26 protein-coding genes are annotated in these 26,359 nt (G+C 72.6%); 13 read left to right on the forward strand and 13 right to left on the reverse strand.

The genetic code is table 11. The features are described 5' to 3' along the window. The first annotated feature begins 12 nt into the window (after positions 1 to 12). The 4 genes from OOK31_RS32740 (at position 13) to OOK31_RS32755 (ending at position 3,632) form a co-directional block, all read left to right on the forward strand. A complete protein-coding gene (locus OOK31_RS32740; RefSeq protein ID WP_267091028.1) occupies positions 13 to 849 on the forward strand; it encodes an AraC family transcriptional regulator in 837 nt (278 codons plus the stop codon). 82 nt (positions 850 to 931) lie between these two features. Next, entirely contained in the window at positions 932 to 1,402 is a 471-nt protein-coding gene (locus OOK31_RS32745) for a cupin domain-containing protein (RefSeq protein ID WP_267091029.1), read from the forward strand. After that, positions 1,399 to 2,118, forward strand: coding sequence for an SGNH/GDSL hydrolase family protein (locus OOK31_RS32750; protein ID WP_267091030.1), 720 nt, complete (start codon positions 1,399 to 1,401; stop codon positions 2,116 to 2,118). The genes OOK31_RS32745 and OOK31_RS32750 overlap by 4 nt, the downstream gene beginning before the upstream one ends. Positions 2,119 to 2,213: 95 nt before the next feature. Beyond that, on the forward strand, positions 2,214 to 3,632 hold the full coding sequence (locus tag OOK31_RS32755; RefSeq protein WP_267091031.1) for a pentapeptide repeat-containing protein: 1,419 nt from the start codon (positions 2,214 to 2,216) through the stop codon (positions 3,630 to 3,632). Here OOK31_RS32755 and OOK31_RS32760 read toward each other — a convergent pair. Beyond that, the gene (locus OOK31_RS32760) at positions 3,616 to 4,032 is read right to left on the reverse strand and encodes a hypothetical protein (protein WP_267091032.1); all 417 of its coding nucleotides are present in this window, start codon (positions 4,030 to 4,032) and stop codon (positions 3,616 to 3,618) included. The two genes, OOK31_RS32755 and OOK31_RS32760, sit on opposite strands and share 17 nt — an antisense overlap. 181 nt (positions 4,033 to 4,213) lie before the next feature. Then, complete coding sequence (locus OOK31_RS32765) at positions 4,214 to 4,663, reverse strand: ATP-binding protein (RefSeq protein WP_267091033.1); 450 nt, start codon at positions 4,661 to 4,663, stop codon at positions 4,214 to 4,216. A gap of 409 nt (positions 4,664 to 5,072) precedes the next feature. Here OOK31_RS32765 and OOK31_RS32770 point away from each other — a divergent pair, with 409 nt between their 5' ends. Then, on the forward strand, positions 5,073 to 5,687 hold the full coding sequence (locus tag OOK31_RS32770; RefSeq protein WP_267091034.1) for an HD domain-containing protein: 615 nt from the start codon (positions 5,073 to 5,075) through the stop codon (positions 5,685 to 5,687). Here OOK31_RS32770 and OOK31_RS32775 read toward each other — a convergent pair. The 4 genes from OOK31_RS32775 to OOK31_RS32790 all read right to left on the reverse strand — a co-directional run bounded on the left by OOK31_RS32775 (position 5,684) and on the right by OOK31_RS32790 (position 10,144). After that, positions 5,684 to 6,769, reverse strand: a complete 1,086-nt coding sequence (locus OOK31_RS32775; protein ID WP_267088243.1) for an IS630 family transposase — start codon at positions 6,767 to 6,769, stop codon at positions 5,684 to 5,686. The two genes, OOK31_RS32770 and OOK31_RS32775, sit on opposite strands and share 4 nt — an antisense overlap. Before the next feature lie 101 nt (positions 6,770 to 6,870). Continuing rightward, positions 6,871 to 7,785, reverse strand: a complete 915-nt coding sequence (locus OOK31_RS32780; RefSeq protein WP_267091230.1) for an acyl-CoA dehydrogenase family protein — start codon at positions 7,783 to 7,785, stop codon at positions 6,871 to 6,873. Positions 7,786 to 7,793: 8 nt separating this feature from the next. Continuing rightward, positions 7,794 to 8,948 carry an acyl-CoA dehydrogenase gene (locus tag OOK31_RS32785; protein WP_267091035.1) on the reverse strand — a complete coding sequence of 385 codons (1,155 nt, stop codon included), beginning with the start codon at positions 8,946 to 8,948 and terminating at the stop codon, positions 7,794 to 7,796. After that, positions 8,948 to 10,144: an amidohydrolase family protein gene (locus OOK31_RS32790; protein ID WP_267091036.1), complete on the reverse strand. Its 1,197-nt coding sequence runs from the start codon at positions 10,142 to 10,144 to the stop codon at positions 8,948 to 8,950. The genes OOK31_RS32785 and OOK31_RS32790 overlap by 1 nt, the downstream gene beginning before the upstream one ends. 130 nt (positions 10,145 to 10,274) lie before the next feature. Between OOK31_RS32790 and OOK31_RS32795 the strand changes: the two genes are divergently transcribed. After that, positions 10,275 to 11,828 (forward strand): class I adenylate-forming enzyme family protein, encoded by a 1,554-nt coding sequence (locus tag OOK31_RS32795; protein ID WP_267091037.1) that lies wholly within the window; start codon positions 10,275 to 10,277, stop codon positions 11,826 to 11,828. A gap of 55 nt (positions 11,829 to 11,883) precedes the next feature. Here OOK31_RS32795 and OOK31_RS32800 read toward each other — a convergent pair whose 3' ends face one another. Both OOK31_RS32800 and OOK31_RS32805 read right to left on the reverse strand, forming a co-directional pair. Beyond that, positions 11,884 to 13,101: a zf-HC2 domain-containing protein gene (locus tag OOK31_RS32800; RefSeq protein WP_267091038.1), complete on the reverse strand. Its 1,218-nt coding sequence runs from the start codon at positions 13,099 to 13,101 to the stop codon at positions 11,884 to 11,886. Further along, on the reverse strand, positions 13,098 to 13,676 hold the full coding sequence (locus OOK31_RS32805) for a sigma-70 family RNA polymerase sigma factor (protein WP_267091039.1): 579 nt from the start codon (positions 13,674 to 13,676) through the stop codon (positions 13,098 to 13,100). The genes OOK31_RS32800 and OOK31_RS32805 overlap by 4 nt, the downstream gene beginning before the upstream one ends. Before the next feature lie 290 nt (positions 13,677 to 13,966). On the opposite strand from OOK31_RS32805, the gene OOK31_RS32810 reads away from it, so the two are divergent. After that, entirely contained in the window at positions 13,967 to 14,485 is a 519-nt protein-coding gene (locus tag OOK31_RS32810; RefSeq protein WP_267091040.1) for an EF-hand domain-containing protein, read from the forward strand. Positions 14,486 to 14,782: 297 nt separating this feature from the next. Here the strand turns inward: OOK31_RS32810 and purU are convergent, their stop codons facing one another. Beyond that, the gene (gene purU, locus OOK31_RS32815; protein WP_267091041.1) at positions 14,783 to 15,667 is read right to left on the reverse strand and encodes a formyltetrahydrofolate deformylase; all 885 of its coding nucleotides are present in this window, start codon (positions 15,665 to 15,667) and stop codon (positions 14,783 to 14,785) included. Positions 15,668 to 15,681: 14 nt separating this feature from the next. Next, positions 15,682 to 16,128, reverse strand: a complete 447-nt coding sequence (locus tag OOK31_RS32820) for a hypothetical protein (protein WP_267091231.1) — start codon at positions 16,126 to 16,128, stop codon at positions 15,682 to 15,684. Positions 16,129 to 16,335: 207 nt separating this feature from the next. On the opposite strand from OOK31_RS32820, the gene OOK31_RS32825 reads away from it, so the two are divergent. Then, positions 16,336 to 17,745 (forward strand): ABC transporter substrate-binding protein, encoded by a 1,410-nt coding sequence (locus OOK31_RS32825; RefSeq protein ID WP_267091042.1) that lies wholly within the window; start codon positions 16,336 to 16,338, stop codon positions 17,743 to 17,745. A 19-nt stretch (positions 17,746 to 17,764) separates the two neighbouring features. Here the strand turns inward: OOK31_RS32825 and OOK31_RS32830 are convergent, their stop codons facing one another. The 3 genes from OOK31_RS32830 to OOK31_RS32840 all read right to left on the reverse strand — a co-directional run bounded on the left by OOK31_RS32830 (position 17,765) and on the right by OOK31_RS32840 (position 21,488). After that, a complete protein-coding gene (locus OOK31_RS32830; protein WP_267091043.1) occupies positions 17,765 to 18,223 on the reverse strand; it encodes a hypothetical protein in 459 nt (152 codons plus the stop codon). 2 nt (positions 18,224 to 18,225) lie between these two features. Then, complete coding sequence (locus OOK31_RS32835; protein ID WP_267091044.1) at positions 18,226 to 20,019, reverse strand: hypothetical protein; 1,794 nt, start codon at positions 20,017 to 20,019, stop codon at positions 18,226 to 18,228. An 86-nt stretch (positions 20,020 to 20,105) separates the two neighbouring features. Further along, entirely contained in the window at positions 20,106 to 21,488 is a 1,383-nt protein-coding gene (locus OOK31_RS32840) for a transcriptional regulator (protein WP_267091045.1), read from the reverse strand. Positions 21,489 to 21,700: 212 nt separating this feature from the next. On the opposite strand from OOK31_RS32840, the gene OOK31_RS32845 reads away from it, so the two are divergent. The 5 genes from OOK31_RS32845 (at position 21,701) to OOK31_RS32865 (ending at position 26,359) form a co-directional block, all read left to right on the forward strand. Next, positions 21,701 to 22,396, forward strand: coding sequence for a bifunctional DNA primase/polymerase (locus OOK31_RS32845; protein WP_267091046.1), 696 nt, complete (start codon positions 21,701 to 21,703; stop codon positions 22,394 to 22,396). Between the two features lie 129 nt (positions 22,397 to 22,525). Continuing rightward, complete coding sequence (locus OOK31_RS32850; RefSeq protein ID WP_267091047.1) at positions 22,526 to 23,356, forward strand: ABC transporter ATP-binding protein; 831 nt, start codon at positions 22,526 to 22,528, stop codon at positions 23,354 to 23,356. Next, the gene (locus OOK31_RS32855) at positions 23,353 to 24,969 is read left to right on the forward strand and encodes a transporter (RefSeq protein ID WP_267091048.1); all 1,617 of its coding nucleotides are present in this window, start codon (positions 23,353 to 23,355) and stop codon (positions 24,967 to 24,969) included. The genes OOK31_RS32850 and OOK31_RS32855 overlap by 4 nt, the downstream gene beginning before the upstream one ends. 136 nt (positions 24,970 to 25,105) lie before the next feature. Further along, complete coding sequence (locus OOK31_RS32860) at positions 25,106 to 25,999, forward strand: hypothetical protein (RefSeq protein ID WP_267091049.1); 894 nt, start codon at positions 25,106 to 25,108, stop codon at positions 25,997 to 25,999. A 120-nt stretch (positions 26,000 to 26,119) separates the two neighbouring features. Further along, positions 26,120 to 26,359 (forward strand): hypothetical protein, encoded by a 240-nt coding sequence (locus OOK31_RS32865; protein ID WP_267091050.1) that lies wholly within the window; start codon positions 26,120 to 26,122, stop codon positions 26,357 to 26,359.

Consider the following 26,359-nt stretch of genomic DNA (forward strand, 5'->3'; position numbering starts at 1 on the left):
ACACTGACGAAAATGGAGGACCACACGGCCACCGGAATCGGTGCACGTCCGACTCCCGCCTTGCGGCAGTACGTCGACTCGTATGTCTGTTTCGACCTCCGCGGGCTCCCGGCGGGGGTGCACTGCGGCCCGCCGAGCCGCGGGCTCACTGCGGTGATCAGCCTGTCAGATCCTTTGGAGGTGGCGGCGGGCGTTGACGACGGGTCACCGGTCACCCGATTCAGCAGCGTGGCCGGCGGTCTGATGTGCCGGTCCGTCGCGATCCACCACGACGGACGCCAGCAAGGTGTGCAGGTATCGCTGACACCGCTCGGGGCCAGGGCCGTCTACGGCATGCCCGCCGCCGAGCTCGCCCACCGACTGGTCCCACTCGACGAGCTTCTCGGAGCGCTTGGCGTCGAGCTGGTCGACCGGCTCCGAGCGGCGACAACATGCGCGGCGCGGTTCACCGCGCTGGACGAATTGCTCCTCCGCGCCGTCGGCCGTGGCGCCGGCGACGACCGTGTGCGCCGTATGCGCCCCGAGGTGGCCGAGGCCTGGCGCCGCCTCGTCGCCGCGCGGGGCTGCGTCCAGGTTGGTGCGGTCGCCGCGGAACTCGGCTGGAGCCGTCGGCACCTCACCGAGCGGTTTCGCGGTGAGGTGGGCCTGTCGCCGAAGACCTTCGCCCGAGTTTTGCGCTTCGAGCGCGCGCACGAATTGGCGGCGGAGCAGAACCCGCTCCCGTGGGCCGATGTGGCGACCATCTCCGGCTACGCCGACCAGGCCCATCTCGTTCGGGACTGGCGCGAGTTCACGGGCCGGTCGCCGACGGCCTGGCGTCGCGGCGAAGTCCTCCTCGGGGCCGGGTAGTCGCCGACCGTCTGCCCGTCGCGTCGGCTTCCGTTCCCTTTTCTTCAAGACCGCCCGATCGCTGTCGTGGACGATCGTCGGCATGAGACTCGTCAATCACGAACGCAACGCCATGGACCTGCGGACCACCCCCGTGCACCTCGGGCTGGGATCGAGAGCGAAACCCGTCGAGGGCTTCGCCTGGGAACCGGAGGTGCTCCAGGCCTACAGCGCCGCAGTCGCCGCAGACGGCGCCGAGGGCCGGATGGTGATGATCTTCGACGGCGACGGCCTCGGCGACCATTGGGAGAGCCACCCCGCAGGCGACGAACTGGTCGTTTGCCTCAGCGGGTCAGTGACGGTCACCCGCGACGTGGACGGGGTGCCCGACCGCGTTCGGCTCGGGCCGGGCGAGGCCACCATCAACCCGGCCGGGGTATGGCACGTGGTCGACATGGAGGGGCCGACGTCCATCCTGGCCATCACCGCGAGCCTCGGCACCGACCACCGTCCTCGGACCGACACCCGCCCGACCGAACGCGCCGTCACGCCCGGCCCGGAGGAAGCGCCGTGACGACACGCATCGCGTGCCTCGGCGACAGCCTCACCCGCGCGCAGTTCAGCGTCGACTACCTGGACCTTCTCGGACGCCGCCACCCTCCCGGTGACGTGCAGCTCGCCCGCTTCGGCACCAACGGCGACTTCGCCTACAACCTCTTGCAGCGCCTCGACGCCGTCGTCACGAACCCGCCCGATGTGATCACCGTGTTGATCGGGACCAATGACGCCCGAGCGAGCCTTGCCGGCTACCCCGTCGAGCAGGCCATGAAGCGCAAACAGCTCCCATGTCGCCCGTCAGCCGGCTGGTTCCAACAGTGCCTGGGAGCCGTCGTCGCACGGCTGCGAGCGGAGACCGACGCGACGATCGGTCTGCTGTCGCTACCGGTACTCGGCCAACAACTCGACGGAGCAGCGGCACAGGCATCGCAGGCGTACAGCCGGATGATCGCCGAGGTCGCCGCCACCGACGGGGTGACCTACCTTCCGCTCCACGAACGCCAGATCGAGGAACTGCGCCGAGCGGACCCGCCGCCGATTTCATACCAGGAGGTGACGCCCGCAGGGGTCGTCGGCGTCCTCGTCCAGCAGGCAGTGCTGCGCCGCAGCCTCGACACGATCTCGCGGCGCCGAGGTCTCGTGCTCACGACCGACCACATCCACCAGAACAGCCGCGGCGCCACCTTTATCGCTGAGGTCATCGACGCCGGTCTGCTGACCCAGAGCGTGTAGCTGCCGTTTCCGGCCACCGCCTCCCGTCGCTTTCGGCCCGGCCCGGCATGCTGGGGCGGGGCGCGCGCCCCGCCGCACAGGAGGCAGGAGCGGAGATGAACGGCCATGCGTACGGGTTCCTGACCGCCGGGACGGTGGACCCGGGTGCCCTCGTGCGGGTGCTCGGCGAGGCCTTCGAGGTGAGCGGGAACGAGGTCGACGTCGCCCCGTACGGGCAGGTCGAGGGCCGGAACTGGGACGCGCCCGTCACCGGCGACCACGAGCACTTCGACGGGGGCGACATCGCCTGCGCGATCACCGTGTACGCCGGCCCCGCAGTCCCGGACCCTCCCACCGACGAGGCCCTCGGGCGGGCCCTCGCCCGGGGCCTGGGGACGACGGTCCTGCTGGACCGGACCTCCTACCCCTCGGTCCACCTCGTCCTCACCCCCTCGGGCAGCGCCACCTTCGCGCGCGTCGAGGACCCGGAGCCCGAGGACCCCGGGGCGGGATTCCGGGTGACCGCGACGCACACCGGGGTGGCGGCCTTCCCCCGGGCGGCCGTGGAGGGGCTCCCCGAGGTGGTGCGGGACCTGCCGCTCGCGCCCCGGGGCACCGACCCCCGCCTGTGGGAGTGGACCGACCTGATCTGCCGGATGGAGGCGGGGTGGCCGCCCCTGCGGTGGTACGGCATCGACCAGTACCGCGAGGACCTGCGGGCCCGGGACACCCTGGCCGCCGCCGCCCACGACGCCCCCGGTCTCCTGCTGCCCGAACTGGCGGCGCTCGACGCCCGCTTCCGCGCCGTCACTGTGGAGGACGGCGGCGAGGAGCTCGGCGCCGATCCGTCGGACACCGCCTGGTACTGGCACCGGCGGCCCGCCGTCCTGCCCTGGCGGGTCCTGCTGCCGGCCGACCCGGAGGGCGCGCACTGGCTGTGGGAGTGGGTCGGGGCGGGCTTCCCCGCCTACGGCGACCTCACCGCCCTCGACCTCTCCGGCGCCCGCCTGACCGGCGCCGACTTCACCGGCACCCTGTTCACCGGAGCCCGCCTCGCCGGTACCCGCCTGCTCGGCGCCGACTTCTACCGCTGCGACCTCCAGGGCGCCGACCTCACCGGCGCCGAAGCCACCGGCGCCTGCTTCGTGAAGGCGAACCTCGACGGGGCCGTGCTGCGCGGGGCCGTCCTCGACGGTGCCGACCTGGCCGGGGCGGACCTGTACGGGACCGACGCGCGCGGGGCCCGCCTGCGGGGCGCCCGCATCCTGGCGGCCACCCTGTGGGACACCGACCTGCGCGGGGCGGACCTCAGCGGCGCGGAGCTACGGGAGAACACCTTCAAGGTGCTCCTGGACGACGGCACCCGCGTGGCCGGCCTGACGGGCACCGCCTTCGGCCCGGCGCAGCTGTCGTCCCCGGACGGCACCCGCGCACCCCTGGCCGGAAGCGCCCTGGAGGACTGGATCCGGGCGCGCGGAGGCGACGTACGCGTCATCGAGCCCCTCGGCCCGCGCCCGCTCAGGGAAGCCGGATGACCCCCTCGGCATCCCGCACGATCGGCTCCGCCTCGACGGCCTCGTAGAAGCGCAGGCTCCCGACCGGACCGGCCGGGGCGGGGACGTACGGGGCCAGGGCCGCGAGGAACTCCTCGACGTCGATCCGGGTCTCCGCATGGATCTCCTGCCGGGCGGTGAGCCGCCAGCCGCCTCCCGGGGCCGGTGCGAGTACGGCGTCGAGGACCCCGCCGACCCGGTAGCCGGCCCCACGCCCGCAGAGCACCCGAAATTCCTCCACCTCCGCCTCCCCTTCCTCCCACTCCCCCCACTCCCCCTCAGCGGGCTCGGGCGTCAGGTGGAAGGCGATCAGCTCGAGGACCGACTCAGGAGTGGAGGCGTCAAGATCCAGGGCGAGTTCAAGGGCGTAGAGGTCTGCCATGGCCGTGATCGTACGGCCGGGAACCTACGGGTGGCGGCGTGCGTTCGTGCACACCCCGAGCGCGGCACGGCAGCCGCCACCCCACGACCCGCACTCGTCAAGGCAAGGACCCTTGGCGTCCCCTCGCGACGAATCGCTCACCACCAGGGTGATCAACAGGTGACGAACCGTCAACACCTCGTTAGAGGTACACGCGCGGTTCCCGGTGCCGGGCAAAGTTTTCGTCCGGTCCGCCCACGGGGGTTTCCGCCCGGTCGATCTCGCACCAGATGCGCTTGCCCGCGCCCTCGGGCTGCCAGCCCCACCGGTCCGCGAGCCCGTCCACCAGCTCCAGCCCGCGCCCGCCGGTGTCGTCCCCGCAGGCCTGCCGCCGGGCCGGCGCCCGGTCGCTCGCGTCGGCCACCTCGACCCGCACCCCCGGCCCGCCGAACAGCATGCGCAGCACGGCCGGACAGCCTGTGTGCACGACCGCGTTCGTGACCAGTTCGGAGATCAGGAGGATGAGCGTCTCCGCGAGCGGCTCGTCGTCCCCTATGCCGGACCCCGCCAGCCTGGACCGCGCCCACCGGCGCGCCCGGCCGACCTCGGCGGGGTCCGCCCCTACCTCCAGCTGCACCTGAAGCACCTGCACCGCTCACACCATCCGAACCGGCGGACACTTCGCCTCGCGAAAGGACGGGATCACCGACCGTGACCCCCGTGCCGAGCAGCATGGTTGACATACAGTCACCACAACAAGCGCTTCGGGCATATTCCAGCGCGAAGGAGTAGGCGTGGTGCATACTGTGCGGCGCTCACGCCGCTCAACCGCTCGCATTCGTGGGAGCGTACCGGAGCGCACCCCTGCCTCCGGCCCGCATCGAGCCGGGCGAAGGACACAAACCGATATCAACTCTCCGTAATCGGACATGCGTCCCGCCCCGTCCCTCCCGTAACAGCGGGCTACCGGACTCGTCGCCGTACGCATGGTTTCCCCGCCCACCGGTCTCCTCGGTTCGTAAGCTGGGGTGACAGCCGCAAGCAGAGGAACGGGAGTCGTCTTGACCTTTCGCGTGTTCGGTTCGTGGCACGACTGGGGCACCGCCCGCGGGGAGTTGGCGGTGCTTGCTCCCGGGGTTTCGGTGGGGCGGCTCGGGGAGGCCGTCGCGTTCGCCGAGCAGGCTCATGGGGATCAGAAGAGGCCTGCCGGTGAGCCGTACGTGGAGCACCTCCTGGAGGTCGTGGAGATCCTCGTCCGCGGCGCGGGGGTCCGTGAGGAGGACCTGCTGGTCGCGGCCGTCCTCCACGACGTCGTGGAGGACACCGACCGCACGATCGGGGAGGTCGGGGAGCGGTTCGGCCCCCGGGTCGCCGAGTGGGTGGGCTGGGTGACGAAGCCGGAGCCCGGGCAGCACGAGGATCCCGCCGAGGTGCGGGACCGCTACCTGCTCGGCCTGCGTTCCGCCCCGCCGGAGGTCCTGTCGCTCAAGCTGGCGGACCGGTTCAGCAACGTGCAGCGGCTCGACACCCACCCCCGGCCCGAGAAGCGGCGTTCCTACTACCGCGAGACGTGCCGCCACCTGGTGCCGCTCGCCGCCGGGGTCCCGTGGTTCGAGACGGCCTTCGGGGAGTGGCGGGAGTCCTACCGCCACCTGGAGGACGGGGCGCCCGCCTAGTGATCTGGTTCGGAGATGCGTGAGCAGTAGCGGCAGATGCGGTCGAGGATCTGGTCGGCAGTCTTGGTCCATTTGAAGGGCCTGGCCTCGTCGTTCCAGACCTTGATCCAGTTCTCGAGTGCGGCCTTGAGGTCGTCGAGGGAGCAGAAAACTCCGCGTTCGAGGCAGCGCCGTTCCAGCTCGGCGAACCACCGCTCGACCTGGTTGATCCACGACGAGTACGTGGGTGTGAAGTGGAGCTGGAAGCGGGGGTGCGCGAGCAGCCACTTGTGCACCACCGGTGCCTTGTGGGCGGAGAGGTTGTCGCAGATCACGTGGACCGCCAGGCCCTTGTCGGTCTGGCGGTCGATCTCGTCGAGGAAGTCCCGGAAGTCCACGGCCCGGTGCTGCGCGGACAGTTTCGTGATCACCTTGCCGGTTGCGGTGTTCAGGGCGGCGAACAGATCGACGGTGCCGTGCCGGACGTAGTCGAAACTTCGCCGCTCGGGGACTCCAGGCAGCATCGGCAGCACCGGTGCGGTCCGTTCCAGGGCCTGGATCTGCGGTTTCTCGTCCACCGCGAACACCACCGCGTTGGCCGGCGGGGCGAGGTAGAGGCCGACGACGTCACGGATCTTGTCGATCAGAAACGGGTCGGGGGAGATCTTGAAGGTCTCGGTCCGCCACGGCTGCAGGCCGAAGGCGTGCCAGATCCGCAGCACGCTCGCCGGAGAGATCCCCACGGCTTTGGCGAGCTCCCGCTTGGACCAGTGCGTCCCGCCCGCGGGAGTCTCTTCAAGGGTGCGGACCACCACCTCTTCGACCTGGGCATCCGTGATGGTCCGCGGCACCCCGGGCCGTGGCTCGTCCGCGAGCCCGTCCAGCCGGTCCCGCAGGAACCGGGCCCGCCACTTGGTGACGGTCCCCCGGTTCACGCCCAGTCGGGCGGCCACCGCCAGGTTCGGCCCGCCCTCCGCGCACGCCAGCACGATCCGGGCCCGCAGGGCCAGACCCTGCGCGGTCTGGCGGCGCTTGACCCAGTTGTTCAACACCTGCCGCTCGGTCTCACTCAAGACCAGCGGCTCCAGCCTGCTGTCACCCACAAACCACAGCAGACCGAAGCCGACCAGCACCCGTCAGCCGAACCCGGGAACTGGTACGGAACACGACTCACGTGGTGCCGAACGAACTCACAACCAGATCACTAGACCGGCGTCGTCAGGAGTTCCGCCGCCAGGAGTTCCTCCGCCTCCGTCGCCGTGTGCCACTGGTGGGCGCGGAGCCAGGCGCGCTTCAGGTGGAGGTGGACGTCCGACTCCCAGGTGAAGCCCATGCCGCCGTGCACCTGGAGGCAGTCCCGGGCGCCCTGGACGGCCGCCTCGTCCGCGAGGAGCTTGGCGGCGGCGATCTCCGGGCCCGCGCCCGTCACCGCTGCCGCGTAGACCGCCGTACGGGCCAGCTCGGCCCGGACCAGCATGCCCGCGCACAGGTGCTTGACGGCCTGGAACGCCCCGATCGGCTGCCCGAACTGCTCGCGCTCCCCCGCGTACCGCACCGCCAGCTCCAGCGTCGCGAGCGCGCTCCCGGCCTGGAGGGCCGCCGTCAGCAGCGCCCCCGCGTCCCGGTACTCCCGCGGCCCCGCGCCCGGCCCCGCCCCCGCCCCCCGTACCGCGTGCAGCGGGGTCAGCGGGTCCGTCGAGCGCACCGGCTCCCCGGGCGGCACCCCGTCGACGCCGAGTACCGCGTCCGACTCCGACAGGTACGCCACCAGCGGCCCGTCCAGGTCGAAGGCGGTGACCACCGCCTCCCCGGACGCCGCCCCGGGGACCACCCCGGCGGCCAGGTGCGTGGCCACCAGGGGACCCGGCAGCAGGGCCCGCCCGGCCTCCTCGAAGACGAGCACCGCCTCCGGCAGCCCCAGGCCCACCCCGCCCTCGGACTCGGGCAGCCGCAGCGCGAAGAAGCCGGCCGCGCCCAGCTCCCGCCACAGGGCCCGGTCGACGGCCGGGCCTCCGCCGTCCACCGCGGCCCGCAGCGCCTCGCGCCCGTACCGTCCGGCGAGCAGGCTCCGTACGCCCGCCCGCAGGTCCCGCTGGTCCTGCGTCAGCTGGAAGTCCACGGCCCCGCTCACCGCCCCTTCGGCAGGCCGAGGATGCGCTCGGCGACGATGTTCCGCTGGATCTGGGAGGTGCCCGCGGCGATCGTGTACGAGAGGGACGAGAGCCGGTCCATGGCCCATTCCTCGTCCAGCAGCAGCGAGCCCGCGCCCAGCACCTCGGCGGCCAGGTCGTAGAGCTCCTGCCGGGCGTGGGAGTACGCCAGCTTGAAGACGCTGCCCCCGGTGCCGGGGACGCCGCCCGCGCGCTGCGCCTCGCTGACGTTCCACTGCGTGAGCCGCCACAGCGCGCCGAACTCCCCGGACAGCCGTCCGAGCCTGCGCCGCAGCACGGGGTCGTCCCAGCGGCCGTTCGCCTTGGCCGTGCGGGCCAGTTCGCCCAGGGTGCGGCGGCAGGCGACGACCTCGCCGACGAAGGCGGTGCCGCGTTCGAAGGACAGCGTGACCATGGTGACCCGCCAGCCGTCGTTCTCCTCGCCGACCCGGTTGGCGACCGGGACCCGTACCTCGTCGAGGAACATCTCCGCGAACTCCGTCGACCCGGCGAGCGTGCGCAGCGGCCGTACGGTGACCCCGGGCGCGTCCATCGGCATGGCCAGCCAGGTGATCCCCCGGTGCTTGGCCGCCCCCGGATCGGTGCGCACCAGCAGCTCGCACCAGTCGGCGACCTCCGCGTGCGAGGTCCAGATCTTCGAGCCGCTGATCACGTAGTCGTCGCCGTCGCGCACCGCGCGGGTGCGCAGGGAGGCCAGGTCGGAGCCCGCGTCCGGTTCGCTGAAGCCCTGGCACCACACCTCGTCGCCGCGCAGCACGGGCGGCAGCCAGCGGGCCCGCTGCCGCGCCGTGCCCTCGGCGGCGATGGTCGGCCCGGCGTGCAGCAGCCCGACGAAGTTCGCGCCGACGTACGGGGCCCCGGCGCGCTCGGTCTCCTCCAGGAAGATCAGGTGCTGGGTGGGGGTGGCCCCGCGCCCGCCGGCGTCCACGGGCCAGTGGAGGCCCGCGTACCCGGCGTCGTGGAGCCTGCGCTGCCAGCCCAGGTCGTACGTGCGCCGGCCCGGCCAGTCGTCCGGTGACGGCTTCGCCGGGAGCTCGGGGAGCACCTTGGCGAGCCAGTCGCGCAGCCGGGCCCGGAAGTCCTGCTCCTCCTCGGTGTAGGTCAGGTCCATCAGCGGCTCTTGTCCAGATCCAGGCCGAGCATGCGGATGGCGTTGCCGCGCATCAGCTTGTAGACCGTCTCGTCGTCGAGGCCCTTGACGTGGTCGAGGGCGACCTCCTTGGTGTGCGGGAAGGTCGAGTCGACGTGCGGGTAGTCGGTCTCGAAGGTCGCGTTGTCGCGCCCCACCACGTCCAGCGAGGCGATGCCGTGCTTGTCGCGGAAGAAGCAGCAGAACATCTGGCGGTAGTAGTACGTGGACGGCGGCTCGGGGATCAGGTCGCGCACCCCGCCCCAGGCGCGGTGCTCCTGCCAGACGTCGTCGGCGCGTTCCAGGGCGTACGGGATCCAGCCCATCTGGCCCTCGCTGTAGGCGAGTTTCAGCGTCGGGAACTTCACCAGGACCCCACTGAAGAGGAAGTCCATCATCGAGGCCATGGCGTTGTTGAAGCTGAGCGAGGCCTGGACGGCGGGCGGTGCGTCGGGGGAGGCGGCGGGCATCTGGGAGCTGGACCCGATGTGCATGTTGACCACCGTGCCGGTCTCCTGGCAGACGGCGAAGAAGGGGTCCCAGTAGCCGGAGTGGATGGACGGCAGGCCGAGGTAGGTGGGGATCTCGGAGAAGGTCACGGCGCGCACCCCGCGGGCGGCGTTGCGCCGGATCTCCGCGACCGCGAGGTCGATGTCCCACAGCGGGATGATGCACAGGGGGATGAGCCGGCCGCCGCTGTCGCCGCACCATTCCTCGACCATCCAGTCGTTGTAGGCGCGGACGCAGGCGAGGGCGACCTCCTTGTCGTGGGCCTCTGCGAAGGTCTGCCCGCAGAACCGCGGGAAGGTCGGGAAGCACAGCGAGGCCTCCACATGATTGAGGTCCATGTCGGCGAGCCGGGCCTTGGGGTCCCAGCAGCCGCGCCGCATCTCCTCGCGGGTGATCCCCTCCAGGGTCATGTCGTCGCGGTCGAAGCCGACGGCGGCGATGTTGCGCTTGTACGGGAACTTCAGGTCCTCGTAGATCCACCAGTCGGTCGGCGGGCCGTCGGGGTCCATGGAGATCACGTACTTGCCGCCGGTGTACTCCAGCTCGCCGATCCCGGCGGTGAGCGCCTTGGGTCCGCGGTCGCGGTACTTGGCGGGCAGCCATACGTCGAACAGGTGCGCGGGCTCGATCACGTGGTCGTCGACGCTGATGATCCGAGGCAGTTCCATGGTCTCCCCAATTCACCGATCTGATGGATCGTCAGAAACAAGCTAGCCCCGCCACCCCTGGACCGACAAGCGTCGGCGCTCTACGCTCTGCGCTTGATCTGACTATCCGTCAGCTATGGGGAGGTCTGGGATGACGGACACCGCGACCGCGACAGAACTGAGCCGGTCCCGCACCCTGTGGGAACTGATCTCCCGCCGGGCCGCACTGACCCCGGACACCACCGCCCTCATCGAGGCCGCCGAGGACCCCGCCGACGACCGCACCCTCACCTTCGGGCAGCTGCGCGAGCGCGCCGAACGCGTCGCCGCAGGCCTGTACGCCACGGGCGTGCGCCCCGGCACCGTCGTCGCCTGGCAGCTCCCGACCCGCATCGAGACGGTCCTGCTCTCGCTCGCCCTCGCCCGCCTCGGCGCCGTCCAGTCCCCCGTGATCCCCTTCTACCGCGACCGCGAGACCGGCTTCGCGCTCCGCGAGTCCAAGGCCGAGTTCTTCGCCGTCCCCGGCACCTGGCGCGGCTTCGACCACACCGCGATGGCCGGCCGGCTCGGAGCGCGCGGCGTCTTCGAGGCCTACGACGCCCTCCCCGACGGCGACCCCGCCCTCCTGCCCCCGCCGCCCGCCGACGGCACCTCCGTCCGCTGGATCTACTGGACCTCCGGCACCACCTCCGACCCCAAGGGCGTCCTGCACACCGACCGCTCCCTGATCGCGGGCGGCTCCTGCCTCGCCGACGCCCTGCACCTCACCCCGGCGGACGTCGGCTCGATGGCCTTCCCCTTCGCGCACATCGCGGGCCCCGACTACACGGTGATGCTGCTGCTGTACGGCTTCCCGGCGGTCCTCTTCGAGAAGTTCGCGATGCCGGGCGCCCTCGACGGCTACCGCCGCCACGGGGTGACCGTCGCGGGCGGCTCCACCGCCTTCTACTCGATGTTCCTCACCGAACAGCGCAAGGACCCCGGCACCCCCCTGATCCCCACCCTGCGCCTCCTCGCCGGCGGCGGCGCCCCCAAACCCCCGGAGATCTACCACGCGGTGGTCCGCGAGCTGGGCTGCCAGCTCACCCACGGCTACGGCATGACCGAAGTCCCCATGATCACCATGGGCTCCCCCGACGACACCCCGGAGAACCTCGCCACCACGGAGGGCCGCCCCCCGGCCGGCATGTCCATCCGCATCACCACCCCCGACGGCGCCCCCCTGCCCCCGCACACCGACGGCGAGGTCCGCCTGCGCGGCGAGGCCGTCTGCCAGGGCTACCTGAACCAGGAGCGCTCGGACGAGGTCTTCGACGCCGACGGCTACCTGATCACCGGCGACCTCGGCCACCTCACCGCCGACGGCCACCTGGTCCTCACCGGCCGCAGCAAGGACGTCATCATCCGCAAGGGCGAGAACATCTCGGCGAAGGAGATCGAGGACCTCCTCCACCAGCTCCCGGCCGTCGCCGACGTCGCCGTCATAGGCCTCCCCGACCCGGAACGCGGAGAACGCGTCTGCGCCGTCGTCGAGCAGCCCCCCGGCGCCGCCCCGCTGACCCTGCCCCAGCTCACGGCCCACCTGCGCGCCCAGGGCCTGTCCCCCCACAAGCTCCCCGAACAGCTGGAGCTGGTGGACGCCCTCCCCCGCAACGACGCCCTGCGCAAGGTCCTCAAGTACAAACTCCGCGAACGCTACGCCTGACCCCGCGCGCGGGGCCGTACGGGCGCGAGGCGGCGCCCGTACACCCCACCACCGCCTACAGCCGGCTGAGGGACGCCGCCGCGAACAGCACGTCCCGGATCGCCTCGCGGTCGCCGGTCTGGCCCGCCGCGGCCTCCTCCGGGGAGATGTGGCCCGCAGCCAGCTGACAGAACTCCAGGCCGTCCAGCGCCACTTCCGCCACCGTGTGCTCCCGCGAGGGCTTCGCCGCCGGGGAGTCCAGGGCGATGTCCCAGCTGCCGCCGCCCGCACCCTCGATCTCCAGGTGCAGGGTCCGCCCCGGAGCCCCCGCCGCGACCAGCCCGCGCGCCGGCGCCGCCAGCCCCGACCGGCGGCGGCCCGCCAGCGCGCCCGGCAGCAGCCGCGCCGCGAGGTCGATCATCCGGTGCAGGTGCGGCCCCGAGGGCGGCTCGTACGGGTAGTCCACCGCGTCCGCGATGTCCCAGGCGTGCACCCAGCACTCGAAGGCCCGCTCCAGGAAGGCGTCGCCCAGCGGCAGGGCGAAGGCCCCGTAGTCCACGGCCAGTTCGGCGACGCCCCGGCCCGCGAAGGAGACCGTACGCACCAGCGTGTGCCCCTGCTCCCGCCACGGTTCGCGGACCTGTCGGGTGGCCGGGTAGGCGCCGGAGTTCCAGAAGTGCTCGGTACGTCCCGTGGGCCCGCCCGGCGGGGCCTGCGGTCCCAGCGGGTCGTCGAGGCCGAGGGCCGACGCCACGAGCCCGTCCACCGTCAGCAGATGCCCGATCACCCCCGCCACCGTGGTCCCGTGCGAGCGCCGCCGCTCCTCCTCGAACCACTTCAGCCGGACGGGGGTGTGCCACTCGGACTCCCCGAAGTCCCGCAGCAGCGCGTCGAGGCGCGCGGTCTCCGTGTCGTACGGGCTCGCCCACACCGGCACCGGGATCCGGGCCGGACGCTTGCCCAGGCAGTCCTCCAGCACCCGCGAACGCAGCAGCGGCTTGAGGTCGAGGCTCTCCTCGGGGTGCAGCAGCCCGACCGCGTCGCGCAGCCGCAGGGCCTCCTCGGCGCAGGGCGCGCACTCGGTGAGGTGGTCCTCGACGGCCTGGGTCTCCTCCGCGGAGCAGGCGGCGAGCGCCCACGCCCCGAGGAGTGACTTCAGCACGGCGTGCGAAGGCGCGGGCTCGGGCAGCGGCACCGGCGGCTCCAGGTCGTCACCGGCCGCCCGCGGACCCGGTATCCGCGCGGACCCGGCCGCGGGCCGCTCGTACGCGTCGTCTTCGGAGGGACCGGTCATCGGGTGGTTCCATATCCGCTCGGGCCGTGTCCGGGCGGAGCAGGGTCCTCCCGGGGAAGGACGTTGGCGGTCGACAGGAGCTGGAGGCCGAGCCGCAGCCGGCGCCGCGCCTCGTCCTCGCTGATCTGGAGGTCGGCGGCGGCCTGCCGGTAGTCGCGCCGCTTGAAGTAGGCCAGTTCCAGGGCGGCCCGCAACGGTGCGGGCATGGAGGTGACGATGTAGTCGGCGCGGGCGGCCGCGTTGGCACTGCGCACCTTCTGCTCGAGCTCCTCGCGGGAGCCGCGCCCCAGTTCGGCCTGGCGCAGCCGGGCGACGGCCTGGCCCTGGGTGATCCGGGCGACCCAGGAGCGCATGGAGCCCTGCTTGGGGTCGTAGGCGTCCGGGTTCTCCCAGATGTACCCGAAGACCTCGCGGGTGATCCGGTCCGCGGCCTTCTCGTCGCCCAGCACCCGGTGGGCGAGGCTGTGGACGAGCGAGGCGAAGCGGTCGTACAGCTCGCCGAGCGCGGCGGCCTCACCGCGGGCGAGGCGCTGCTGCATGCGACGGTCCCAGCGCGGTGGAACATCCTTCGCCATAGTGCCCCCAGCCGTGTGTCGACCCGTCGAATGTAGTCGCCACCCACGCGGTCGCGCCCGTTTTGCCAGAAGCTCCCCCTGGAAGTGTGGTCAGCGTGCTACATCGCAGCGGCGGCGCGGCGTTGGCACACCTGTACGCGCCCCACCGCGCTCCCCGTGCGCGGGTTCGATGCGGCCACCTCCTTGACCACTTCGCTTAACGCGCAGGCCACACAGGCCTTACGCTCCTGCCTGTCTTGAACTGCACCCCCACCGCACCCCATCGCACACGTGAAGGCGGAACGCCGAACATGGACAGCGCAGAATACGAGCGCAAGATCGCCGCCCGATTCGCCACCTTCGACCAGGACGGGTCCGGGTATATCGACCGGGAGGACTTCAGCACGGCCGCGAAGGCCGTCCTGGCCGAATTCGGCACCACCGCGCGGTCGGACAAAGGGCAGGCCGTCTTCAACGGCGCCGAGGCGTTCTGGCAGGGCATGGCCGGGATCGCCGACGTGGACGGGGACCAGCGGGTCTCCCGCGAGGAGTTCGTCACCGGTGCGGCGAAGCGGCTGCGGGACAACCCCCAGCGGTTCGCGGAGATCGCCCGGCCGTTCCTGGCCGCGGTGATCGCGGTGGCGGACGAGGACGGCGGCGGCACGACCCCGACGGCGGCGGCCCGCGTCATGCGCGTCCTGGGCACCCCGGCCGAACTGGCGGGCCCGGTCGCGGCAGCCCTCGACGCGGACGGCGACGGCCGCATCACGGAGAACGAGATCCTGGCAGCCTTCGCGGCCTACTGCGGCGTAGAAGCCCCGGACGCGTAACACCCACCGACGAGCCAGCCGGACAACGCGGGGCCACCCAGACGCCCCCGCCCCCGATCCCCGCAGGGCCGGGGTCGGGGTGGGGGGTCGTCCGGGGCTAAAACGTGATTTGTTGGCGCGCGGTACCGCCGCACCAACGGGAGCTCCGGATCAGGCGCCATAAATCATGCCCGCCCCGGACGGCCCCCCACCCCGGCCCCGGCCCCACCCCGCCGGGCGGGCCGGGCCGTGACCCCGCCGGCCTGCGCGCTGGGGCCGGGCCGGGGCCCCGTAGACCCCGTACCCCCCGGCCAGGGGCTACGCGAAGACGACCGTGCGCGTCCCGTTCAGCAGGACGCGGTGCTCGCTGTGCCACTTCACGGCCCGCGCCAGCGCCTGGCACTCCACGTCGCGCCCGATCGCGACCAGCTGGTCCGGCGTGACCTCGTGACCGACGCGCTCGACCTCCTGCTCGATGATCGGGCCCTCATCGAGGTCGGCGGTCACGTAGTGCGCGGTGGCGCCGATCAGCTTCACACCGCGCGCGTGCGCCTGGTGGTAGGGCTTGGCGCCCTTGAAGCTCGGCAGGAAGGAGTGGTGGATGTTGATGATCCGCCCGCTCAGCTCCTTGCAGAGGGTGTCGGACAGCACCTGCATGTAGCGGGCGAGCACCACGAGCTCGACCTTCTCCTCCCGCACCAGCTCCAGCAGCCGCGCCTCCGCGGCGGCCTTGGTGTCCTTGGTGACCGGGATGTGCACGAACGGGATGTCGTACGAGGCGACCAGCTCGGCGAAGTCGGTGTGGTTGGAGACCACCGCCGCGATCTCCACCGGCAGCGCGCCAATGCTCGACCGGAAGAGCAGGTCGTTGAGGCAGTGCCCGAACTTGGACACCATCAGGACGATCCGCATGCGCTCGTCGGAGAGGTGGATCTGCCAGTCCATCCGGAAGGACTCGCCGATGGCGGCGAAGCTCGCGCGCAGCTTGTCCACGGTGACGGCCGGCTCGGCCTCGAAGTGCACCCGCATGAAGAAGAGCCCGGTCTCCCGGTCTCCGAACTGCTGGCTGTCCACGATGTTGCAGCCGGTCATGAAGAGGTAGCTCGACACGGCGTGCACGATGCCCTGCTTGTCGGGGCAGGACACGGTAAGGACGTACTGGGGCTGCGGCTGCTGCTGTGCCACGGGGTGCGGGTCGCTCATGACCGCATAGCCTTTCACACCGCGCCGGTCAGGATCCTCAAGGCGTCGAGCGAGCGGGGCCGTACGTCCGGATCGTCCCCGTCCGCCCCGGCCAGCCGTACGTGCGCCTCGCGCGCCGCACGGACCGCCTCGGGCCAGGCGTGGTGTTCCAGGTACGCGGACACGGGCGCGTCGGGGCCGACCTGGTGCAGGATCCGCAGCACCCGCAGGACGGCGAGGTCGACGAGGGCGGCCTCCTGCGCGTCGCGGAAGATCGTGCCGACGTACTTGTCGGCGGACCAGCTGTCGAGCCAGGTGTCCTCGACCAGCCGGTACACGGCGTCGGTGACGTCCCCGTACCCTTCGGCGCCGGTCAGCCAGACCTCCTCCTGGAACACCGGGTCGGAGAGCATGTGCAGCGCCGAGCGCACGTTGCTGCGCCAGCGCCACCACGGCATGTCGTTGAGGGGCATGCCGCCCATGGTGGTGGAGCGGCCGCCGCGGCGGGAAGAGTTCTTCGAACCTTGGGCGAATGTCACGCTTTCGATCGTACGTTCCCCGCGAACGGGATCTTGAAGCGCCTGCGCACGCGCACTCCACCCCCACTCCCCGGTAGTTCACCTGGACGTCACCGGATGTTGTGTACACCTCACTCTCTCGTTCCCCGGCGAGCGGAATGGTCGGTGGACATGACCAATCGCCGACGCGCAACTCCCGCCTACCGCATCCTCCTTGCCGCGGCGATGGGCGTCTGTCTCACCACCGCGTGCGGGGTCGTCCCGGGGGGATCGGGCGGCGGGGGCACCCTCACGGTCGTGACCTTCGCCCCGATGGACACCAAGGCCACCAACATGCCCGGAATGCCCGGCATGGCCAAGGCCTACGAGCGCTGGGTGAATTCCAACGGCGGCATCAACGGCCGCAAGCTGCGCGTCCTGACCTGCAACGAGAAGAACACCGCGACCGGCGCCGCCGACTGCGCCCGCAAGGCGATCTCCGAGAAGGCCGTCGCCGTCGTCGGCTCGTACAGCCAGCACGGACGCGCCTTCATGGCCCCGCTGGAGGCCGAGGGCATCCCCTTCATCGGCGGCTACGGGGTCTCCGCCGAGGAGTTCCAGAGCACCCTGTCCTACCCCGTCAACGGCGGCCAGCCCGCGCTGCTGGCCGGCGCCGGGCACCAGCTGGGCCGGGCCTGCTCCCAGGTGGCCCTGGTCCGCCCGGACACCCTCGCCGGGGACTCGATGCCGGTGCTGCTGAACGCGGGGCTGAAGGCCAACAGGATCCCGGAGGCCGACGACATCCGCGCCGCCGAGGACGCCGCCGACCTCGCCCCGCAGGCCCGCGAGGCCCTGGCCGGCACCCCGGCCCCGACGGGCGGCCCGACGACGGGCGCCACGGGCTCCCCGAGCAGCTCCGCGAGCACCCCCGCCACCGGCTCCACGAGCAAGGACGGGACGGCCAAGGGGGACACCTCCGCCGCCGCCAAGGACACGGGGCCGAAGGACAACAAGAGCTGCGTGGCGGCCGTCCTCGGCGCGCGCACCGAGACCTTCTTCGACTCCTTCCGCCGCATCGACGCCCAGGGCTCCCGCAAGAACCCGCAGATCTCCTCCGTCCTCGGCAGCGTCAGCCAGTCCCTCGTCGACCGCACCGGCGGCAAGGAGAGCCCCCTGGAGGGCGCGTTCATCACCAGCTGGTACCCGGTGGCGGGCGACCCGCTGTGGGCGCCCATGCGCAAGGTCATCTCCGAGCAGGCCTTCGGCGACGACACCGTCGACCCCGACGACAGCGGGGCGCAGACGACCTGGATCGCGTACAGCGTGCTGACCGAGATCGTGCAGCGCTTCAAGAAGGACGAGGACGTCACCGCCCGCAAGGTGGCCCGCGCCCTCAACCAGTCGTCGAGCGTCAAGACGGGCGGTCTCACCCCCGACCTGAGCTGGCGCTACCAGGACATGCGGGCCGTGGCCGGCTTCCCGCGCCTGGTCAACGGCCGGGTCACCTTCCAGATCGTCCAGGCGGGCCGCCTCGTCGCCCAGCCCGGCGAACAGTCCCTGGACATGACCCAGACCCTGGAGCAGGCCCCCCGCTCGACCTGAGAGGCCCGCGAAGGCAGGCCTAGTCCTCGTAGTAGTCCTCGCGCGGCCGCTGATGGCCGCCGGGGACCTCCGTGCCGTCGTCGAAGCTGACGGTGGCGAAGAAGGATGCCGCCCAGACCTGGATGCGGCCCGGCTCGTGGACCGTCTCGAAGGGCGAGCCGGTCCACTCCCCGTACGAGGTCACGGTGAAGCGCTCGCCCGGCTGGAGCCAGTAGTCCTGGCCGAAGGGCTCCAGCCACAGCTCCAGCAGCTCCGTCCCGCCGTTGGAGACCGGCATCGGGACAGGGTTGCCCAGCTGCTGGATGCCCTCGAAGCTGAAGTCCCCCGCGCCCGGCATGTTCCGCTGCAGCGCGTCCACGACGTTCCGCAGACCGGACACGTCGTCGTCCACGCCGTCGGCGCCGCCGGGCGTGGTCCTGCCGCCCGCGGAGCCCGGGCCGCCGGTGGTGCCGAAGAGGCGCCCGAACGCGCCGCGCATGCTCACAGCTGCGACTTGTCGCGCTTGGTGAGCCCGTACTTGCCCGCGATCGTGTTCCACAGGGTCGCGGCCGACTCCTTGGCCTTGGTGGCCTCGCCGCTCGAGCGGTTGCCGGCGGCCGCGTGCTCGGTGGACTTCGCCTTGCCGTCCTTGCAGCCGCCCTTCTTGTCGTGGCCCACGTCGTCCGCCCAGGCCGCGTAGCTGTTGTCGGCGTCCGCCGAGGCCTTCCACGCCTTCGTGAGGGCGGCGGAGAGCCGTACGTGGTCCTGGAGCTCGTCGATCTTGAGCTCCTGGAGCCGGGTGACGAGCTCGTCGCGCTGGCGGGCGGCGTCGCGCAGGTCGTCGGCGGCCTGATCGAGGCTCTTGCAGTCCTTGATGTCGTCCACGGCCTTGATCACGGCGGCCCGGCTGTCGTTGCTGTCCTCGAGGAGCTTGTCGAGCTGGACGGCCTGCGGGCGGGCCGGGTCCGCCGGGGCCTGCCCGGCGGCGGGCGCGCCCCCGGAGGCGGACGGCGCGGGGGCCACCGCGCCCGGGTCGGAGTTCTGGGCCTTGCCGTCGCTGAGCAGGGCGCCGACCCCGAGCCCGGCCACGGCCAGGCCGAACACGCCGGCCGCGATGACCACCGCCGGAACCTTGCGGGGGGCGGGCGGCGGGGGCGCGTACTGCTGGTGCGGCGGGTGCTGGAGGTGCTGCGGCGGCAGCGGGGGCTGCTGCGCCCGGTGCGGCTGCGGCGGCGGGGTCGGGGTCCGGCGGGGCGCCACCGGCTCCTGGACGGGCGGGAGCTGCTGGGTGTGCCCGGCCTCGGCGCCGTCGCTGCGGAACAGCGCGTCGAAGCCCTCGGCGGTGTTCGGCGCGGGGCCCGCCGGGACGGGCGCCATGTACTGCGTCGCGGCCTCCGCGACCGACGCCCCGGGCGCACCCGGCCCGCCCGGCACGGGCGGTATGTACTGCGTGGCGTCGTCCCCGCCCGGCCCGGCGGGCACCGGCGGGATGTACTGCGTGGCGTCGTCCCCGCCCGGCCCGGCGGGCACCGGCGGGATGTACTGCGTCGCGGCGTCCCCGCCCGGGTAGGCGGGAGCACCCGCCGGGTGCTGCGCACCCGGGACCGGCGGAATGTACTGCGTGGCGTCCTCGCCCGGGTACGCCGGACCGCCCGGGCCCGCCTGGACGGCCGGCACGTACTGGGTGGCCGCCTCCGCGACCGAAGCCCCCGGCGCCCCGGGAACCGGCGGCGCGTACGGCGCCGCACCGGGCGCACCCGGAGCCGGCGGTGCCTGCTGCCCCGGGACGGGCGCTCCGTACGGGGTGCCGGCCCCGCCCGGGACCGGCGCCATGTACTGCGTCGCCGCCTCGGCGACCGGCGCGGCATGCTGCGGGGCCGCCCCCGGACCGCCCGGGACGGGCGGGATGTACTGGGTGACCGCGTCGGGCAGCGGCGGGTATCCGTACCCGTGCGGGTCCCCCGGGCCCTCGAAGCCGGGGCCCACCACGTGACCGGCTGGCGGGTACCCGTACGCGGGCTGCCCCGGCCCCGCCTGGCCCTGCTGGTCGTACTCCGGCCGCGGCGGCGGGTACGCGTACCCGGGCTGCTGCTCCGGCTGCTGCGGGTACGCGTACCCGGGCTGCGGCTGGGCCGGCGGCTGCCCCCACGGCTCCCCGGCCTGCGGGAGCCCCGCCTGCTGCTGCTCGGCGTGGGGCTGGCCGGGCTGCTGGGGCCAGCCCGGCGCGGCCGGGTCCGGCTGTGCCGGCTGCGGCGCCCCGGGCCGGGGGACGCCCCCTTGTCCGTTCTCCGTCACCGGGACTCCCTCTCGCCTTCTCCGACGTCTCCGAACCGAACCTGCGGAACCGTCGGGTCACGCTACCCGGTCACGCCGCGGACACGTCAGGCCACCTGGACCTCCAGCCGCGCCCCGAACTCCCTGACCGCCGCTTCCTCCCGGTACGGCTCCAGCCGCGTCCGGAAGTCGTCCAGGTACTCCGCGCCACGCCGCGAGCGCAGCGTCCCCAGCAGTTCGGCGGCCTTCGTCGCCGTCTGGCAGGCCTGCTCGACCTCCCGCTGCTGCACCTGCGCCGCCGCCAGCAGCAGCAGCCCGATGGCCCGGCGGCGGGCCTTGGTCACCGGCAGGCCGCGCAACGCCTCCTCGGCGCGTTTGCCCGCCGCGTCGGCCTGCCCCAGGTCCCGGTGGCAGTGCGCCAGCTCGTCGGCCAGGTACGCCTGGTCGAAGTGCCGGATCCACACCGGGTCGTCGCCGGACTCCGGTTCCGCCCGCTCCAGCGCCGTCACCGCCCGCCCGGACAGCACCGCCGTGGACCGGGCGTCGCCCAGCAGCGCGTGCCCGCGCGCCTCGGCGGCGTAGAACATCGCCTCCACCCTCGGGGTGACCTGCCCCCGCGTGCCCTCCTGCGCGGCCCGCGCCAGCTGCGCGATCTCCCTCGGGTTGCCCAGTTCGGCGGCGAGGTGGCTCATGGAGGCGGCCAGGACGTAGCCCCCGTACGCGCGGTCCCCGGCGGCCTGCGCCATCCGCAGGGCCTGGATGTAGTAGCGCTGGGCCAGGCCCGGCTGGCCCGTGTCCACCGCCATGTACCCGGCGAGTTCGGTGAGCCGGGCCACGGCCGCGAACAGCGCCCGCCCGACGGGCTCCCGGTAGGAGCCGCCGATCAGCCCGGACACCACCGAGTTGAGGTAGTGCACGACGACGGGCCGCACGTGCCCGCTGCCGAAGCGGTGGTCGAGTTCGGTGAGGGCCTGCGTGGTGGCCCGGACGGCCTCCACGTCGGACATCCCGACGCGCGCCCCGCCGCTGCGGGCGACCTGCGGGTCGGCGCCGGTGATCAGCCAGTCGCGGCTGGGCTCGACGAGCGCGGAGGCGGCCACGCTCGATCCGGAGAGGAAGTCGCGGCGCCCGACGTCGCTGCGCCACAACTCGCAGACCTGCTCGATGGCGCCGCCGACGGTCGGGGAGAACTGCAGGCCGACGCCGGAGGCGAGGTTCTTGCCGTTGGCCATGCCGATCTCGTCGATGGTGACGGTCCGGCCCAGTTTGCGCCCGAGGGCCTCGGCGATGATGCCGGGTGCCCGGCCGCGCGGCTGCTGACCGCGCAGCCAGCGGGCCACGGAGGTCTTGTCGTAGCGGAGGTCGAGGCCGTGCTCGGCCCCGCACATGTTGACCCGCCGGGCGAGCCCGGCGTTGGAGCACCCGGCTTCCTGGATGAGCGCCTGCAGCCGTTCGTTCGGCTGACGGGCGACGAGAGGCCTGGCTGCCATTGAAAACCCCCTGAAGCCACGGGAGAGCGTTGGAATGATCACTTCCCGCCTGAAGTGCGGAGAATCTTCCCCTCTGCGTCGTGTCGTTACCCAACGACCGCGCCCCGGCCTCCTACGCGCCCCCGTGCGTGCACCGGTGCGCCCCGTATGCAGGATCGATGCACCGCCCACCGGCTGGTTTACGCCCGTAACCCCCGGTGACCGCGGGAGTTGTGAAGGACGTGGAAGAGACCATCGGAGTCACGGAGACCGCGCCCATCCCCAAGCAGCGTGGCGAACAGCTGCTCGACCATGCCGTGCGGTACGTGGAAGAACGGCACTGGGACGTCTTCGCCGGTACGTGGCTGGAGCCCGGCGACGGCCGGGAAATGTGCTCCTGCGGGGCGGCGGACTGCCCGGCGCCCGGCGCGCACCCGGCGGTGAAGGACTGGGCCTCGCTGGCGTCGGGCAGCGCGGTCGGGGTCCGCCGGATCTGGGGCAAGCAGCCGCAGGCCTCGATCCTGCTGCCGACCGGCCGGACCTTCGACGTGCTGGACGTCCCGGACGCCGCCGGGTTCCTGGCGCTGGCCCGGCTGGAGCGGATGCAGCGCACGCTCGGGCCGGTCACCCTGACCCCCGACCACCGGATGCTGTTCTTCGTACTGCCGGGCGCCGGGGCGAAGATGGCGGACCTGGTGCGCAAGTCCGGCTGGTCGCCGTCGCTCCTCGACCTGGCGGCGCGCGGCGAGGGCGAGTACGTCGTCGCCCCGCCCACCCGCTTCGGCGGCAAGGGTCCGGTGCAGTGGGCGCGCAAGCCCACGCCGGCGAACCGCTGGCTGCCGGACACGGAGGAGCTGATCGACGCCCTCGCGTACGCCTGCGGCAGCGAGGCCGCAGCGGCCCGCAACCGCCGCAACGCGCAGGCCTGATCGCGGCCCGGTCGCGACCGGCCGGCCCGATCACCTGCGGGTTCATGACATACGTAACTACTGCCGCTCTCCCCTTCCTCCTATCGTGAGGAACGTACGACCACGGGGAACAGAACGAGAGGCAGGCGCATGCCGGACCAGGGTGATGCGGCGGGCAAGGCGGACGGCCAGGCGGGTGGCGCGCGACCCGCGCCGTCCGCGGCCGTGCGGGTGGAAGGACTGTGGAAGCGGTTCGGCGAGCAGATCGCCGTCGGGGGGATAGACCTGGAACTGCCGGCGGGCCGGTTCGTCGGCCTCGTCGGCCCGAACGGCGCCGGCAAGACGACGACGCTGTCGATGGTGACGGGGCTGCTGCGCCCCGACATGGGCCGGGTGTTCGTCGCCGGGCGCGACGTGTGGGCCGACCCCGTCGAGGTGAAGCGGCGCATCGGCGTCCTGCCCGAGGGGCTGCGGATGTTCGAGCGGCTCTCCGGGCGGGAGCTGCTCGGCTACATGGGCCGGCTGCGGGGGCTGCCGGGCGAGGAGACCGACAAGCGGGCGACGCAGCTGCTGGACGTCCTGGACCTGGCGGGTTCGCAGCACAAGCTGGTCGTCGACTACTCGACGGGCATGCGCAAGAAGATCGGCCTGGCGGCCGCACTGCTGCACAACCCCGAAGTCCTCTTCCTGGACGAGCCGTTCGAGGGTGTGGACCCGGTGTCCGCGCAGACCATCCGCGGGGTGCTGGAACGTTACACCGCGTCCGGTGCGACCGTCGTGTTCTCCTCGCACGTGATGGAGCTCGTCGAATCGCTCTGCGACTGGGTGGCCGTCATGGCCGCCGGGCAGATCCGCGCCGCCGGCCCGCTGGCCGACGTACGGGGTACCGCGCCCTCCCTGCAGGCCGCCTTCCTCGAACTCGTCGGCGCCCAGGACCGCGCCACCGGCGACCACCTCGACTGGCTCGGCGGCACGCGATGAGCGGCGCCGGCACCGGGCCCGCCGAGGCCTCCCTCACCCCGCTGTTCGTCCGCCTCAAACTGTCGCTGATGCGCAACGGCCTGAAGGGCTCCTCGAAGCGCAAGGCCGCCTGGATCGGCAGCCTCGTCATCTCGCTGGCCTTCAGCGTGCTGGTCACCCTCGGCCTGGCCATGCTGCACGGGCACGTCCACGCGGGCACCGTCGTCGTGCTGCTCGCCGCGATCCTGGCGCTCAGCTGGACCGTCATGCCGCTGTTCTTCCCCACGGGGGACGAGACGCTCGACCCGAGCCGGCTCGTGATGCTGCCGCTGCGTCCGCGTCCGCTCGTACGGGCCCTGCTGGCGTCCTCGCTGGTCGGGATCGGGCCGGTGTTCACGCTGTGCCTGGCCGTCGGCTCGGTCGCGGCCGTCGCGCGGGGCGCGGCGGGCGTCGCCGCGGCCGTAGTGGGCGCGCCGCTGCTGCTCCTCGGCTGCGTGACCCTGGCCCGCGCCGTGGCCACCGCCAACGTCCAGCTGCTGACCAGCCGCAAGGGGCGCGACCTCGCGCTGCTGAGCGGGCTGCTGGTCGCGATCGGCGCGCAGTTCGCCAACTTCGCCTCGCAGCGCCTGTTCCAGCAGGGCGGGCTGAGCCAGCTTGAGCCGGTGGAGGCCGTGGTGCGGTGGCTGCCGCCCGCGACGGCCGTCGGCATGGTGGACTCGGTCAGCGACGGCGCGTACGGGGTGGCGGCGGCGCAGCTCGCGCTGACGCTGGCCGCCCTCGCCGGCCTGCTGTGGTTCTGGGAGCGGAGCCTGACCCACCTGATGGTCACCCCCGACGGCTCGACCCTGGCCGCCGCCGCACCCCACAAGGACCGCGGTACGGGCGGGCCGTGGGCCCTGCTGCCCGGGGGCCGCACGGGCGCGGCGGTGCAGCGCAGCCTGCGCTACGTGGTGCGGGACCCGAAGACGAAGGCGGCCTGGGTGACGTCGCTGGCGATCGGGGCGATCGTCCCCGTCTTCAACGCCCTCCAGGGGACCGGCTCGGTGTACCTGGCGTGCTTCGGCGCGGGCATGCTCGGCATGCAGATGTACAACCAGTTCGGTCAGGACACCTCGGCGTTCTGGATGGTCGCGCAGACCATCTCGACCCCGCGCGACGCCTACGAGGAACTGCGGGCCCGCGCCGGTGCGCTGGCCCTGGTCACCGTCCCGTACACGGTCCTCGTCACGGTGGTCACGGCCGCCCTGGTGGGCAACTGGTCGGGCTTCCCGCCGGCCCTGGGCCTGGCGCTGGCCCTGCTGGGCTCGATGCTGTGCACGGGCGCGCTGGCCTCGGCGCGCTTCCCGTACTCGATCCCGACGGAGGGCGCCTTCAAGAACGTCGTCCCGGGCCAGGCCGGCCTGGCCTGGGCGGGCATCGCGCTGGGCATGCTGGCCTCGGCGCTGATCTGCTCCCCGGTGATCGCCCTGACGGTCTACCTGAACGTCGGGGACGGCCTGGACGGCCTGACCTGGCTGGTCCTCCCCCTCGGCATCGCCTGGGGCACCCTGGCCACCTGGGCGGGCCTACGCCTCTCCGCCCCCACGGTCGCCCGCAACCTCCCGGAAATCCTCCTGGCAGTCAGCAAGGGCTGACCCAGGTCCCGCGAGGGGGTGTCCGGCACGGGCCGGGCGCCCCCTCGTCGGCGTTGTCCGCCCGGACCCCGGGTGGGGCCTGTAGCGTGGAAATCTTCGGGTGGCGTAGGCCCCTGAAGTCCTGAGGGTGATGCCCGTGAGTGGTATCGAACCGACCGTCGTGTGGCGCCTGTCCGACGAGGACGCCCGGGCGGGACGGCATGCGCTGTGGTGGAGCACGGGGCCCGGCGGGGAACTCGCCGTGATGCTGGTGGACGGGCGCCACCTGGACCCCGAACGACGTCTACGCACCCCTTTCGATGCCGAACTGGTCGTCGTTTCCGCTACCGGGGAACGACGCACGCCGGTCGAGGGCATAGAGATGCGGCCCTGGCATCTGGCCCTGCTGCCGGGGGGACGCTTCCTCCTGACCTCCGGCCACACCGCCCCCGACGAGCGGGGCGCCTGGGAGGACAACACTGTCGCGTTCTCCGCCTCCGGCCGGCCGGTCGGTCCCCCCTTCTGCCTCGGTGACGACATCGAGGTCGTGGTCACCGACCGATGCGGCCGGATCTGGACCGCCTACGGGGACCAGGGCGTCTACGGCCGCCATCCCGAGTCACGATCCGGCCTCGCGGGCTGGAACACCGAAGGCGCCGCCACCTGGTTCCCGTCGAAGCTCCCCTCCCTACCTCTGGGCGCAGGCGCGGGCGCCACGGAGGGCGAGGCCGTCTGGATGGCCTGGTACAGCCACGAGGGCCGCTTCCTCTCCCGGATCGACCCTGCCGACGGCACCGTCACCAGCTACCACGACCCCGCCGACCGCACGGACGGGATCGCCGTACGCGGCAACCGGGCGATCCTGAGCCACCGCTTCCACAACACACCCACTGTCCGCCTCACCCGCGCCGAACTCATGGGAACGACCTGGGAGATCACCGGTCAGGAGCAGGTCCTCATGCCCGGCGGTGCGGTCCTTCAGAGGGCGCAGGGTCGCGACGGTGTCCTCTGGCTGCGCGCCGGCGACACCTGGTCCCGCGTCGAAGTCTGAGGTCGGGGTCCTCCCACGGCAGGGCGGGGAATGCGGGTCGTGCGATGTCACACTCGGCGCCCCGTCCTGCTCTAAGGAACAGACGCGGGCGGAACGCACCGCTGGACCGGAGGAGCGGCCATGGACCCGGTTTCACCCCTGACAGCGGCGGGAGCGGCGGTCGCCGCCTACTTGGTACGCCTCGGCTACCTCTGGATCAGGGCGTACGCGGAGGTGCGGCGCACGGCGCTCACCCAGCAAGGGCTGCTGGACAGGATCCGGTCCCTCCCCCCGGGGAGCCGGCTGACCGAGAGGTCCGCGGACCGGCACGTCGACGTCGTCGTCGGCGCAGCAGCGTTCAAGCACGACGAGGGCAGCTGA

The sequence above is a fragment of the Streptomyces sp. NBC_00249 genome, assembly GCF_026342355.1.
Classification (GTDB): Bacteria; Actinomycetota; Actinomycetes; order Streptomycetales; family Streptomycetaceae; genus Streptomyces.

Excerpts from the sequence above, each read along its gene's own strand:
- OOK31_RS32850 (WP_267091047.1), top strand. The coding sequence starts at position 22,526 with ATGCCGGACCAGGGTGATGCGGCGGGCAAGGCGGACGGCCAGGCGGGT.
- OOK31_RS32785 (WP_267091035.1), bottom strand. The coding sequence starts at position 8,948 with ATGGACCTGACCTACACCGAGGAGGAGCAGGACTTCCGGGCCCGGCTG.
- OOK31_RS32820 (WP_267091231.1), bottom strand. The coding sequence starts at position 16,128 with ATGGGCGGCATGCCCCTCAACGACATGCCGTGGTGGCGCTGGCGCAGC.
- purU (WP_267091041.1), bottom strand. The coding sequence starts at position 15,667 with ATGAGCGACCCGCACCCCGTGGCACAGCAGCAGCCGCAGCCCCAGTAC.
- OOK31_RS32865 (WP_267091050.1), top strand. The coding sequence starts at position 26,120 with ATGGACCCGGTTTCACCCCTGACAGCGGCGGGAGCGGCGGTCGCCGCC.
- OOK31_RS32810 (WP_267091040.1), top strand. The coding sequence starts at position 13,967 with ATGGACAGCGCAGAATACGAGCGCAAGATCGCCGCCCGATTCGCCACC.
- OOK31_RS32755 (WP_267091031.1), top strand. The coding sequence starts at position 2,214 with ATGAACGGCCATGCGTACGGGTTCCTGACCGCCGGGACGGTGGACCCG.
- OOK31_RS32840 (WP_267091045.1), bottom strand. The coding sequence starts at position 21,488 with ATGGCAGCCAGGCCTCTCGTCGCCCGTCAGCCGAACGAACGGCTGCAG.
- OOK31_RS32745 (WP_267091029.1), top strand. The coding sequence starts at position 932 with ATGAGACTCGTCAATCACGAACGCAACGCCATGGACCTGCGGACCACC.
- OOK31_RS32800 (WP_267091038.1), bottom strand. The coding sequence starts at position 13,101 with ATGACCGGTCCCTCCGAAGACGACGCGTACGAGCGGCCCGCGGCCGGG.
- OOK31_RS32830 (WP_267091043.1), bottom strand. The coding sequence starts at position 18,223 with ATGCGCGGCGCGTTCGGGCGCCTCTTCGGCACCACCGGCGGCCCGGGC.
- OOK31_RS32790 (WP_267091036.1), bottom strand. The coding sequence starts at position 10,144 with ATGGAACTGCCTCGGATCATCAGCGTCGACGACCACGTGATCGAGCCC.
- OOK31_RS32825 (WP_267091042.1), top strand. The coding sequence starts at position 16,336 with ATGACCAATCGCCGACGCGCAACTCCCGCCTACCGCATCCTCCTTGCC.
- OOK31_RS32805 (WP_267091039.1), bottom strand. The coding sequence starts at position 13,676 with ATGGCGAAGGATGTTCCACCGCGCTGGGACCGTCGCATGCAGCAGCGC.
- OOK31_RS32760 (WP_267091032.1), bottom strand. The coding sequence starts at position 4,032 with ATGGCAGACCTCTACGCCCTTGAACTCGCCCTGGATCTTGACGCCTCC.
- OOK31_RS32740 (WP_267091028.1), top strand. The coding sequence starts at position 13 with ATGGAGGACCACACGGCCACCGGAATCGGTGCACGTCCGACTCCCGCC.
- OOK31_RS32855 (WP_267091048.1), top strand. The coding sequence starts at position 23,353 with ATGAGCGGCGCCGGCACCGGGCCCGCCGAGGCCTCCCTCACCCCGCTG.
- OOK31_RS32795 (WP_267091037.1), top strand. The coding sequence starts at position 10,275 with ATGACGGACACCGCGACCGCGACAGAACTGAGCCGGTCCCGCACCCTG.